General features: G+C 69.9%; 10 protein-coding genes. 1 reads left to right on the top strand and 9 read right to left on the bottom strand.

Going from position 1 to position 11669, the window contains the following annotated elements:
- Window positions 1–148: 148 nt before the first annotated feature.
- The 9 genes from bamA to rpsB form a co-directional block, all read right to left on the bottom strand.
- Window positions 149–2647, bottom strand: a complete 2499-nt coding sequence (gene bamA, locus ACIY1X_RS02220; RefSeq protein WP_399677667.1) for an outer membrane protein assembly factor BamA — start codon at window positions 2645–2647, stop codon at window positions 149–151.
- A 40-nt stretch (window positions 2648–2687) separates the two neighbouring features.
- The gene (rseP, locus tag ACIY1X_RS02215; protein WP_399677665.1) at window positions 2688–4058 is read right to left on the bottom strand and encodes an RIP metalloprotease RseP; all 1371 of its coding nucleotides are present in this window, start codon (window positions 4056–4058) and stop codon (window positions 2688–2690) included.
- A 24-nt stretch (window positions 4059–4082) separates the two neighbouring features.
- Window positions 4083–5279: a 1-deoxy-D-xylulose-5-phosphate reductoisomerase gene (gene ispC, locus ACIY1X_RS02210; protein WP_399677663.1), complete on the bottom strand. Its 1197-nt coding sequence runs from the start codon at window positions 5277–5279 to the stop codon at window positions 4083–4085.
- Window positions 5279–6124: a phosphatidate cytidylyltransferase gene (locus ACIY1X_RS02205; RefSeq protein WP_399677661.1), complete on the bottom strand. Its 846-nt coding sequence runs from the start codon at window positions 6122–6124 to the stop codon at window positions 5279–5281. Before ACIY1X_RS02205 ends, ispC begins: the two co-directional genes overlap by 1 nt.
- 6 nt (window positions 6125–6130) lie before the next feature.
- Complete coding sequence (uppS, locus tag ACIY1X_RS02200; protein ID WP_399677659.1) at window positions 6131–6877, bottom strand: polyprenyl diphosphate synthase; 747 nt, start codon at window positions 6875–6877, stop codon at window positions 6131–6133.
- 58 nt (window positions 6878–6935) lie between these two features.
- The gene (frr, locus tag ACIY1X_RS02195; protein ID WP_038210381.1) at window positions 6936–7496 is read right to left on the bottom strand and encodes a ribosome recycling factor; all 561 of its coding nucleotides are present in this window, start codon (window positions 7494–7496) and stop codon (window positions 6936–6938) included.
- 1 nt (window position 7497) lies between these two features.
- Window positions 7498–8235, bottom strand: a complete 738-nt coding sequence (gene pyrH, locus ACIY1X_RS02190; protein ID WP_038210383.1) for a UMP kinase — start codon at window positions 8233–8235, stop codon at window positions 7498–7500.
- Between the two features lie 93 nt (window positions 8236–8328).
- Entirely contained in the window at window positions 8329–9252 is a 924-nt protein-coding gene (gene tsf / locus ACIY1X_RS02185) for a translation elongation factor Ts (RefSeq protein WP_399677657.1), read from the bottom strand.
- 87 nt (window positions 9253–9339) lie between these two features.
- Window positions 9340–10095 (bottom strand): 30S ribosomal protein S2, encoded by a 756-nt coding sequence (gene rpsB, locus ACIY1X_RS02180; RefSeq protein WP_399677656.1) that lies wholly within the window; start codon window positions 10093–10095, stop codon window positions 9340–9342.
- Window positions 10096–10334: 239 nt separating this feature from the next.
- On the opposite strand from rpsB, the gene ACIY1X_RS02175 reads away from it, so the two are divergent.
- On the top strand, window positions 10335–11669 hold the full coding sequence (locus tag ACIY1X_RS02175) for an amidase (RefSeq protein WP_399677654.1): 1335 nt from the start codon (window positions 10335–10337) through the stop codon (window positions 11667–11669).

Raw genomic sequence — 11669 nt, 5'->3', positions numbered from 1 at the left:
GCCGCCTTGGCGGCCGGCGCCTCGCGCATCACGCGATCCGGGTTGACCACGCCGAAACGGAACGCCTCCTGGGCGTGGGCTGCGGCAAGGGGGGCAAGGCTCGCGCACGCCACCACCAGCGCGCCGGCCCAACGGGAAATGGTCTTCATCAGAAAGAGGTTCCGATCTGGAATTGGATACGTTGCACCCGGTCGCCCGGGATCAGCGGCAGGAATGGGTTGTTGGGGTCCACCACCTCGTCCTGCTTGCGCAGCGGCACGGCGTACGCCAGGCGCAGCGGCCCCAGCGGAGAGATCCAGCTGATGCCCACGCCGGCCGAGGCGCGCCACTTGCGCTCTGCCTTGTAGCGCTGGTCGCACTGGGCCTGGGTGTCGGCGATGCGGCATTCCTTGTCGCCGAACACGTTGCCCACGTCCAGGAAGGTGTACATGCGCAGCGTGCGGTCGTTGCCCGCGCCCGGGAAGGGCGAGGACAGCTCGATGTTGAACACGGCCTTCTTGGTGCCGCCCAGCGACGCCTGCGTGATGGAGTCGCGCGGGCCCAGCGAGTTCTGCTCGAAGCCCCGGATCGAACCCAGGCCGCCGGCATAGAAGTTCTTGAAGATCGGGTAGTCCTTGCCGCCGAAGGCCTTGGCCGCGCCGATCTCGCCGTTCAGCGCCAGCGTGTACTGCTTCGACAGCGGGATGTACTGCTGGTACTGGTAGCTCGCCTTGGCGTACTTGTAGTCGCCGCCCACGCCCACCTCCAGGTTGGCGCGCTGCAGGCGGCCGCGGGTCGGCACCAGGGCGCTGTCGCGGTCGTCGCGCGACCAGCCCACCGTCAGCGGGATGCCCCACACCGAATCGCGCGAGCAGTTGAGCGCCAGGTTCACGCCGCCGTATTCGCAGCCGAAGTAGCGCAGGTACGCGTTGGGCACGCTGTTCAGGTAGAGCAGGCGGAAATACTCGGCGTAGTTGGACATGCCCAGCAGGTCGTACCACTGCGACATGGTCAGGAAGGTTGACGAGCGCGGCTGGAACTTGAAGCGCTCGATGCCCACGCCGAAGAACACCGTGTCGACTTCGCTGAACGGCACGCCGAAGCGGATCGCCCCGCCTTCGCTGGTCAGCGTGTAGTCACCGTCGGCCGAGTAGTACGGCGTGGTGCGCTGGTGGAAGATGCTGAGCGTGCGCGAGATGCCGTCCTTGGTGAAGTACGGGTCGGTCGTGGTCAGCGAGATCGTGCGGTTGTACTTGCTGGTGTTGACGTTGAAGCCCAGGTAGTTGCCCGAGCCGAACACGTTCTCCTGCGTGATGCCGAAGTTGAACGACACCTTGTCGGCGCTGGAGAAGCCCGCGCCCAGCTGCAGGGTGCCGGTGGGCTTCTCGACCACGGCCACCGTCAGGTCCACCTGGTCGGGCGTGCCGGGCACCTCGGTGGTCTCGACGTTGACCTCGGTGAAATAGCCCAGGCGGTCGACGCGCTCGCGCGAGAGCTTGATGCGGTCGCCGTCGTACCACGAGGCCTCGAACTGGCGGAACTCGCGGCGGATGACCTCGTCGCGCGTCTTGTTGTTGCCGGCGACGTTCACGCGGCGCACGTACACGCGGCGCGAGGGCTCGGCCTGCAGCACCAGCGCCACGCGGCTGTTCTGGCGGTCGATCTCGGGGCGCGTCTGCACCCGCGCGAAGGCGTAGCCGAAGCTGGCGAAGTAGTCGCTGAAAGCCTTGGTGGTCTCCGTCACCTGGTCGCCGTTGTAGGGCTCGCCGGGCTGGATCTTCACCAGCGTCTTGAACTCGTCCTCGCGGCCCAGGTAGTTGCCCTCCAGCCGCACGCCGGAGACCACGTACTTCGGCCCCTCGGTGACGTTGATGGTGATCGACAAGTCCTGCCGGTCGGGCGAGATCGCGACCTGCGTGGAGTCGATGCGGAAGTCCATGTAGCCGCGCGTGATGTAGTGCGAGCGCAGCGTCTCCAGGTCGGCGTTGAGCTTGGCGCGCGAATACTGGTTGGACTTGGTGTACCAAGCCAGCCAGCCGCCGGTGTCCTGGTCGAACAGGTCCAGCAGCGTCGACTCGCTGAAGGCCTGGGCGCCGACGATGCGGATGTCCTTGATCCGCGCCGGCTCGCCCTCGGTGACCGTGAAGGTCAGGTTGACGCGGTTGCGCTCGATCGGCGTGACGGTCGTCGTGACCTCGACGTTGTACAGGCTGCGCGTGATGTACTGGCGCTTGAGCTCCTGCTCAGCGCGGTCGGCCAGCGCCTTGTCGTAGGGCCGCCCGTCGGCCAGGCCGACGTCGCGCAGCGCCTTCTTCAGGTTGTCCTTGTCGAACTCCTTGGTGCCCGCGAAGTCGACGTCGGCGATGGTGGGGCGCTCTTCCACGATGACCACCAGCACGTTGCCGTTCACGTCGATGCGCACGTCCTTGAACAGGCCCAGGTCGAACAGCGCGCGGATGGCTGCCGAGCCCCGGTCATCCGTGTAGGTGTCGCCCACCCGCAGCGGGATCGACGCGAAGACCGTGCCCGGCTCGACGCGCTGCAGGCCCTCGACGCGGATGTCGCGCACGGTGAAGGGCTCGACGGCCCAGGCTGCGGTCGCCGCCAGCGCGCTGGCAACCACCGCTGCCATGCTGCGCAGGCGAAAGCGACTGATGTGTTTGTTCATCTGTGAAGTGATCCGGCGCGCGACAGGGCCGGCAGAAGAGTTAACCAAAGAGCCGATTCACGTCGTTGAACAGCGCGATCGACATCATGACCAGCAGCAGAGCAACGCCTCCGCGCTGCAGCCGCTCCATCCAGGCGTCGGAGACGCCCTTGCCGGTCAGGGCCTCCCAAAGATAATACATCAGGTGCCCCCCATCGAGGACCGGCAAAGGCATCAGGTTGAGCACGCCCAGGCTCACGCTGATGAGGGCGAGGAACACCAGGTACTGGGTCAGCCCCAGGCTGGCGGACTTGCCGGCGTAGTCGGCGATGGTCAGCGGGCCGCTGATGTTGCGGATCGAGGCCTCGCCGATCAGCATCTTGCCCATCATGCGCACCGTCAGCGCCGAGACCTCCCAGGTCTTGACCGCCCCGCGCCAGAGGCCGTCCACCGGGCCCTGCCGCACGGTGACCATCTCCGGCGGCGCGCCGACGTAGGCGCCGATGCGGCCGATGCGCTGGCCGCCCTCCTCGCGCACGTCGGGCGTCACCTCCAGGGTCAGCACGCGCCCGTCGCGCTCGACGCGCCAGGCCTCGGTGCGGCCGCCGTCCGCGCCGATGGCGGTGCGGATGCGCTCGCGCAGTTGCTGCGCGTCCACGATCTCGTCGGCGCCCATTGCCAGCACCAGGTCGCCCTGGCGCAGCCCGTCGCGCTCGGCCGCGCCGCCCGGCAGCAGCTCGCCGATCGCCGGCCGGGTGAAGGGCGCCAGCACGCCGATGCGGCGGAACATGCCGGGGTCGGCCTCCTTCGCGCCCATGCGGCTGAGCGGCAGCACGACCTCGTGCGGCGGGCGCCCGTCCGCGGCGGCCACCTCGAGCGTCAGGTCGCGGCCGTCGAGCGCTCCGCGGGTGATGCGCCAGCGCAGGTCCTCGAAGGACTCGACCGCTTCGAGGTCGCCCTCGAAGCCGGCGCGGCTGATCCGCTCACCGCCCCGCAGCCCGGCCTCCGCCGCCAGGGACGCCGCCGGCGGCTGCCCCAGGACCGCCGTGGGCTCCTGCACGCCGATCCAGTTGACGACGCTGTAGAGCAGCACGGCCAGCAGCAGGTTGGCCAGCGGCCCGGCCGCCACGATGGCGGCGCGCGAGCCCAGCGGCTGGGTGTTGAAGGCGCGGTGGCGCTCCTGCGGATCGACCGGGCTTTCGCGCTCGTCGAGCATCCTGACGTAGCCGCCCAGCGGGATGGCACCGATGACGAATTCCGTGTCCTGCCCCGGCCGCGGGCGCCGCGGCTTCCAGCGCACGAGCGCCCGGCCGAAACCGATGGAAAAGCGGATGACCTTGACGTTGCAGGCCACCGCCACACGATAGTGGCCGTATTCGTGGACTGCGATCAGCAGGCCGAGCGCAACGACGAAGGCAACGATGGTGAGCATGCGGCGACTCCCGGGGTTGGGGCTTCAGGCAGCCAGCCTCAGCGCGGCCTTCCGGGCCGCGGCACGCGCGCTGGCGTCCAGCGCCAGCAGGTCCGCCAGCGACGAAGGCTTGGACGGAGCAACGGCCTCTAGAGTTTCCAGGTTGACCGCGTGGATGCGGTCGAAGCGCAGCTGCCGCGCCAGGAACGCCTCGACGGCGACCTCGTTGGCGGCGTTGAGCACGGCGGTGGTGCCGGGCGCCGCGCGCAGCGCGTCCCAGGCCAGGCGCAGTCCGGGGAAGAGGTCGCCGTCCGGCACCTCGAAGCTCAGGTCGGCAAGCTGGCGGAAATCGAGCCGCCCGGTGCCGCTTTCCACGCGCTCCGGCCAGGCCAGCCCGCAGGCGATCGGCACGCGCATGTCGGGCGTGCCCATCTGCGCCAGCACCGAGCCGTCGACGAACTGCACCATCGAGTGCACCACGCTCTGCGGGTGGATCACCACGTCGATCCGCTCCGGGCCCACGCCGAAGAGGTGGCGCGCCTCGATCACCTCCAGCGCCTTGTTCATCATGGTGGCCGAGTCCACCGAGATCTTGCGGCCCATCACCCAGTTCGGGTGCGCGCACGCCTCCTCCGGCGTCACGTCGCGCAGGCTCTGCGGCGCCCGCCCGCGGAAAGGCCCGCCCGAGGCGGTGAGGATGATCTTCTCGATGCGCCGGGGCCAGGCGGCCGGGTCTTCCGGCAGGCACTGGAAGATCGCCGAATGCTCGCTGTCGATGGGCAGCAGCGTGGCGCCGCCGCGGCGCACCGTCTCCATGAACAGCTCGCCGCCGACCACCAGCGCTTCCTTGTTGGCCAGCAGCAGCCGCTTGCCGGCACGGGCCGCCGCCAGGCAGGGCGCCAGGCCGGCGGCACCGACGATGGCGGCCATCACGATGTCGACGTCCTCGTCGGAAGCGATGGCCTCCAGCGCGTCGTCCGAGCGCAGCACCTGCGTCGGCAGGCCGTTCGCGGCAAGCCTGTCCGCCAGGAGCGCGGCGTGTTCCGGACTGGCCATCGCGGCGAAGCGGGGCTTGAAGCGGGCGCACTGGGCCAGCAGCTCGTCCACGCGCGTGGCGGCCGACAGCGCGAACACCTCGAAGTGTTCCGGGTGGCGCGCGATCACGTCGAGCGTGCTCGTGCCCACCGAGCCGGTCGAGCCGAGCACGGTGATGCGCCGGGGAGGAAGGGACGGGGCCGACATCACAGCGAAGCCAGCATCATCGCCAGCGGCAGCGTCGGCAAGAGGGCGTCCACCCGGTCCAGCACGCCGCCGTGGCCCGGCAGCAGCTGGCTGCTGTCCTTGGCGCCGACGCTGCGCTTGACCAGCGACTCGACCAAGTCGCCCACCACGCTCATCACCGCCATGAACAGCGCGCCCAGCACCAGCAGCCATACGCCGCGCGAGGCCAGGTGCGAATAGAGGCTGGGCACGCCCGCGCCGACGGCACGGTCCACCGCCGCCCATGCGAAGGCCAGCACCAGCACGCCGACCATGCCGCCCCACACGCCTTCCCAGCTCTTGCCGGGGCTGATGGACGGCGCCAGCTTCGCCTTCGTGAAGCGCAGGCCGAAGGCGCGTCCGGCAAAATAGGCGAACACGTCGGCCACCCACACCAGCACCAGCACCGACAGCAGGAAGTTGATGCCGATGTGCCGCGCCTGCACCGCCGCCAGCCAGGCCGCCCACAGGGCCAGCAGGCCGCCCGTGACCCGCACCGCCTTCGGGATGCGTGGCCAGCCGGTGGGGCCGGCACGCAGCAGGGCCCCGCCGGCCAGCACCCAACCGGCCCCGGCGATGGCCCACAGCACCGGCAGCGAGCGCTGCGGCAGGCCGAGCCACCACGACAGCGCGCACAGCGCCAGCGCCTCCGCCCCGAGGAACAGCGCCACGCCGCCGCCGTAGCCGTTCAGGCGCCCCCACTCCCAGCCGGCCGCGCCGATCAGCACCAGCATGACGCAGGTGAAGGGCACGGGCGACGGATGGAACAGCGCCGGCAGCAGGACGGCCAGCAGGACGAGCGCGGTGATGATGCGTTGCTTGAGCATGCGCCCTCAGGCCGGCTGCCGCCGGTCGGGTTGCCCGGCGTGCCCGGCGGCATCGGCCACCTGCGCCGAGGTCTGGCCGAAGCGCCGCTCGCGCCGCGCGAAGGCGGCGATGGCCTCGTCCAGCGCCGCCTCGTCGAAGTCGGGCCAGAGCCGCTCGCTGAAGAACAGCTCGGAATACGCGCTCTGCCAGAGCAGGAAGTTGGACAGGCGCTGCTCGCCGCCGGTGCGGATCACCAGATCCGGATCCGGCACGTGCGCCAGCGCCATGGCGCCGTGCAGGTTCGCCTCGGTCAGCGGCTCGCCGCGGGCCGCCAGGCTGGCCGCGGCCTGGGCGATGTCCCAGCGACCGCCGTAGTTGAAGCACACGTTGAGCACCAGGCGTTCGTTGGCCGCCGTGGCCTGCTCGGCCTTGACCAGGCCGGCGGCGATGCGCTCCGACAGGCCCGAGCGCTCGCCCACGAAGTGCAGCCGCACCCCATCGGCCGACAGGCGCGGCACCTCGCGTGCCAGCGCACCGGCCAGCAGGTCCATCAGGCCGGACACCTCGTCGCGCGGACGGTTCCAGTTCTCCGAGGAGAAGGCGAAGACGGTGAGGACGCGCACGCCCCGCACGGCGCAGGCCCGCACGCAGCGGCGCAGCGATTCCACGCCCTGCTTGTGGCCCGCCACCCGCGGCAGGAAGCGGCGCGTGGCCCAGCGGCCGTTGCCGTCCATCACGATCGCGATGTGATGCGGGATGGCGGGGGCGCTCATGGGGCCGTGGCGGAGAAGACGGCGCGCAGAAGGCCGGGGCGAAGCAGGACCCGTGCCCTCAGACGGCCAGGATGTCCGCTTCCTTGGCGGCCACCAGCTTGTCGATCTCCGCGATGTAGCGGTCGGTCATCTTCTGGATCTCGGCCTCGGCGCGCTTCTGCTCGTCCTCGGAGGCCTGCTTGTCCTTGACCAGCTTCTTGACCGCCTCGTTGGCGTCGCGGCGCAGGTTGCGCGTGGCGACCTTGGCGTTTTCGCCCTCGTGGCGGGCCAGCTTGGTCATCTCCTTGCGGCGCTCCTCGCTCATCGGCGGCATCGGCACGCGGATCAGGTCGCCCATGCTGGCGGGGTTCAGGCCCAGGTCGCTCTCGCGGATGGCCTTCTCGATCTTGGCGGCCATGTTCTTTTCCCAGGGCTGGACGCTGATGGTGCGCGCGTCCAGCAGCGCCACGTTCGCCACCTGCGACAGCGGCACCTGCGAGCCGTAGTACTCGACGTGGATGCTGTCCAGCAGCGCCGGGTTGGCCCGGCCGGTGCGGATGCGGGAAAGGTTGTTCTGCAAGGCAGAGATGGATTGCTTCATCTTGCCTTCGGTCGATGCGTGGATGTCGGCAATGGTCATGTCAGTCTTCCATGGCGCTGGCGTGGACCAGCGTGCCCTCGTCCTCACCCATCACCACGCGCTTGAGCGCGCCGTGCTTGAAGATCGAGAACACCTTGATCGGCAGGTTCTGGTCGCGGCACAGCGCGAAGGCCGTCGCGTCCATGATGCCGAGGTTCTTCGCGATCGCCTCGTCGAAGCTCAGGCGGGCGTAGCGCTGGGCGGAGGGGTCCTTCTTCGGATCGGCGCTGTACACGCCGTCCACCTTGGTGGCCTTGAGCACCAGCTCGGCACCGATCTCCGCGCCGCGCAGCGCGGCGGCGGTGTCGGTGGTGAAGAAGGGGTTGCCGGTGCCGGCGGCGAAGATCACCACCTTGCCTTCCTCGAGGTACTGCAGCGCCTTCGGCCGCACGTAGGGCTCGACCACCTGGTCGATGGCGATGGCCGACATCACGCGGGCGGTGAGGCCCTGCTTGTTCATCGTGTCGGCCAGGGCCAGCGAGTTCATCACGGTGGCCAGCATGCCCATGTAGTCGGCGGTGGCGCGGTCCATGCCGACCGAGCCGCCGGCCACCCCGCGGAAGATGTTGCCGCCGCCGATGACGACGGCCACCTCCACGCCCAGGTTCACCACCTCGGCCACCTCCTCCACCATGCGCACGATGGTCGCCCGGTTGATGCCGAAGGCATCGTCTCCCATCAGCGCCTCACCCGACAGCTTGAGCAGGATGCGCTTGTGGGCCGGTCGGGTGTCGGGCATAGGGGAAGGTCCTCTGGAGTTGGCGGGAGCGAGTGTAAGGCGGGCAGTGGAAAGCGCGGCGGGCCGGCAGACCGCGCCGCGGGGCGGGAACGCTCAGGCAGCGCCCTTGGCGGCGGCCACCTGGGCGGCCACCTCGGCGGCGAAGTCGTCGACCTTCTTCTCGATGCCTTCGCCCACCACGAACAGGGTGAAGCCCTTCACCGTGGTGCCCTTTTCCTTGAGCATCTGCTCGACGGTCTGCTTGTCGTTCTTCACGAAGGCCTGGTTGTGCAGCGAGACCTCCTTGAGGAACTTCTGCACGCCGCCCTCGATGCGCTTGGCGACGATGTCGTCCGGCTGCGGCTTCTTGCCGGCGGCCTCGGCGGCCTTGCGGTCCTCGTCGGCCTTGCCGGCGGCCACGGCGCGCTCGCGCTCGATCAGCTCGGCCGGCACGTCGGCGGCCGTCAGGGCCACCGGCTTCATGGCGGCCACGTGCATCGCCACGTCCTTGGCGGCCGTGTCGTCGCCTTCGTACTCGACCACCACGCCGATGCGGGTGCCGTGCAGGTAGGAGGCCAGCTTGGCGCCGGAGTCGAAGCGCTTGAAGCGGCGGAAGCTCATGTTCTCGCCGATCTTGCCGATCAGGCCCTTGCGCACGTCTTCCAGGGTGGGGCCGAAGCCGTCCTGGCTGTAGGCGAGCGCGCCCAGGGCGGCCAGGTCGGCCGGGTTGTTCTTGGCCACCAGCTCGGCCGCGGCCTGCGCCATGGCGATGAAGGAGTCGTTCTTGCTGACGAAGTCGGTCTCGCTGTTGACCTCGACGATGGCGCCGGTCTTGCCGTCGATGTAGGCGGCGACCACGCCTTCGGCGGTGATGCGCGAGGCGGCCTTGCCGGCCTTGCTGCCCAGCTTGACGCGCAGCAGTTCCTCGGCCTTCTCCATGTTGCCTTCGGCTTCGGTCAGTGCCTTCTTGCACTCCATCATGGGGGCGTCGGTCTTGGCGCGCAGTTCGGCGACCATGCTTGCGGTGATTGCTGCCATTGGGATGTTCTCCAGGATGCTTGTCTTGCGTGAATCGGATGAAAAAAAGGGGCAGCGAGCCCCTTCACTTCAGGCTGGTGCCGACGCTCAGGCCGAGGCGCCTTCCTCGACTTCGATGAACTCGTCGCCTTCGCCTTCACCGGCGGCCTTGGCCACGTCGGCCACGGCGTTGTTGCGGCCCTCGACGATGGCGTCGGCGATGCCGCGGGCGTACAGGGTGACGGCCTTGGAGGAGTCGTCATTGCCCGGGATCACGTAGTCGATGCCCTCGGGCGAGTGGTTGGAGTCCACCACGCCGATCAGCGGGATGCCGAGCTTCTTGGCCTCGGCCACGGCGATCTTGTGGAAGCCCACGTCGATCACGAAGATGGCGTCGGGCAGCGCGTTCATGTCCTGGATGCCGCCGATGTCCTTCTCCAGCTTCTCGATCTCGCGGGTGAAGGTGAGCTGCTCCTTCTTGGACAGCCCGTCCAGGCCGGCCTCCTGCTGGGCCTTCATGTCCTTCAGGCGCTTGATGGAGGTCTTGACCGTCTTGAAGTTGGTCAGCATGCCGCCGAGCCAGCGGGTCTCGACGTAGGGCATGCCGGCGCGGCGGGCTTCCTCGGCGACGATCTCGCGCGCCTGGCGCTTGGTGCCCACGAAGAGGATGGTGCCGCGGTTGGACGCCAGCTGGCGGGCGTACTTCTGCGCTTCCTGGAACATCGGAAGCGACTTTTCCAGGTTGATGATGTGGATCTTGTTGCGGCTGCCGAAGATGTAGGGAGCCATCTTCGGGTTCCAGAAGCGGGTCTGGTGGCCGAAATGGACACCGGCTTCCAGCATTTCGCGCATGTTGGTCGACATTGTTTGCTCCAAAGGTTAGGTCTTGAAGCCAGCCCGTTTTCGCGCGGCGCATGCCCGGCGGGCTCTTTGCGACGCTGCGAACACCTTGAGGGGGCTGGTTCGCGGATGCGTTCCGCCGTTGCGCAGCCCCCTCGCAAGGAGGAAAGGCAGCCTGGGCGAAACCCGAAAAGTATAGCATGACGCCTCCTTTCCGGCGGGGCTGCGCCCCGTCTCCCACCCTCTGCCGCAGCCACCCCCACATGCCCGCTCCCGCCGACCTGAACGCCACCCTCGCCGCCCTGCGCGCCGGCCGCACCGATGCGCCGGCGCAGATCGAGCTCGCCCTCGAGGCCGCCCGCTCGCCGGCCTGCGCCCACGCCTTCGTCGCCCTGCACGCCGAGAACGCGCGCCGGCAGGCTGCCGCCGCCGCGCCCGGCCGGCCGCTGGCCGGGCTGGCCTTCTCGGTGAAGGACCTGTTCGACGTCGCCGGGGCGCCCACCCCCGCCGGCTCCGTGGTGCTGGCCCACGCGCCGGCGGCCGCGCGCAGCGCGCCGGCCGTGCAGCGCCTGCTGGACGCCGGCGGGGCGCTGGTCGGGCGCACCAACATGACCGAGTTCGCCTTCTCCGGCGTCGGCGTCAACCCGCACCACGGCACGCCGGCCAACCCGGCGGACACGGCGACCGCACGCATCCCGGGCGGCTCCTCATCGGGGGCCGCGGTGTCGGTGGCCGCCGGCGCCGCCTTCATCGGCCTGGGCTCGGACACCGGCGGCTCGATCCGCATCCCCGCCGCCCTGTGCGGCATCGTCGGCTTCAAGCACACCGCGCGGCTGGTGCCCACCGAAGGCGCCGTGCCCCTGTCGACCACGCTGGACACGGCCTGCGCCATGACGCGCTCGGTGCGCGACGCGGTGCTGGCGCACGAGATCCTGGCCGCGCGGCGCGTGCGGCCCGACCCGACGCCGCTGGCGCAGCGCCGGCTGGCCGTGGTGAAGGACCTCTTCCTCGACGGCCTGGACGCCGGCGTGGGCACCGCCTTCGAGCGCGCCCTGCAGCGCCTGCGGGATGCCGGCGCCCGCATCGACGGGATCGCGCTGCCGCCGCTGGCCGACCTGCCGGCCATCAACGCCACCGGCGGCTTCTCGGCCGCCGAGAGCTACGCCTGGCACCGCCTGCTGCTGGAGCGCAGCGGCGCCGGCTACGACCCGCGCGTGGCGCAGCGCATCCTCAAGGGCGCCGGCATGACGGCCTGGCAGTACCTGGACCTGGTGCGCGAGCGCGCCGCCTGGATCGAGCGCATGCAGGCCCTGATGGCGCCCTACGACGCCCTGCTCTCGCCCACCGTGCCGATCGTCGCGCCGCCCATCGCCGACGTGGCGCCTGGCGCCGAGCGCGACGAAGCCTTCTTCCGCGTCAACGCGCTGCTGCTGCGCAACCCCTCGGTGGTGAACATGCTGGACGGCTGCGCCGTCTCCATCCCCTGCCAGGCGCCGGGCGAACTGCCCGCCGGCCTGATGCTGTGGCAGGCCGCCCTGCACGACGACACGGTGCTCGCCGTCGCGGCGCAGGCCGAAGAGTTGCTTCAAAAAGAATAG

Source organism: Xenophilus sp., from assembly GCF_044462705.1.
Taxonomy (GTDB): Bacteria; Pseudomonadota; Gammaproteobacteria; order Burkholderiales; family Burkholderiaceae_C; genus Xenophilus; species Xenophilus azovorans.
This window is presented reverse-complemented; position numbering and strand designations above follow the sequence as displayed.

Bases quoted from the DNA above. Each gene is read 5' to 3' on its own strand.
- bamA (WP_399677667.1), bottom strand. From the start codon at position 2,647: ATGAACAAACACATCAGTCGCTTTCGCCTGCGCAGCATGGCAGCGGTG.
- rseP (WP_399677665.1), bottom strand. From the start codon at position 4,058: ATGCTCACCATCGTTGCCTTCGTCGTTGCGCTCGGCCTGCTGATCGCA.
- ispC (WP_399677663.1), bottom strand. From the start codon at position 5,279: ATGTCGGCCCCGTCCCTTCCTCCCCGGCGCATCACCGTGCTCGGCTCG.
- ACIY1X_RS02205 (WP_399677661.1), bottom strand. From the start codon at position 6,124: ATGCTCAAGCAACGCATCATCACCGCGCTCGTCCTGCTGGCCGTCCTG.
- uppS (WP_399677659.1), bottom strand. From the start codon at position 6,877: ATGAGCGCCCCCGCCATCCCGCATCACATCGCGATCGTGATGGACGGC.
- frr (WP_038210381.1), bottom strand. From the start codon at position 7,496: ATGACCATTGCCGACATCCACGCATCGACCGAAGGCAAGATGAAGCAA.
- pyrH (WP_038210383.1), bottom strand. From the start codon at position 8,235: ATGCCCGACACCCGACCGGCCCACAAGCGCATCCTGCTCAAGCTGTCG.
- tsf (WP_399677657.1), bottom strand. From the start codon at position 9,252: ATGGCAGCAATCACCGCAAGCATGGTCGCCGAACTGCGCGCCAAGACC.
- rpsB (WP_399677656.1), bottom strand. From the start codon at position 10,095: ATGTCGACCAACATGCGCGAAATGCTGGAAGCCGGTGTCCATTTCGGC.
- ACIY1X_RS02175 (WP_399677654.1), top strand. From the start codon at position 10,335: ATGCCCGCTCCCGCCGACCTGAACGCCACCCTCGCCGCCCTGCGCGCC.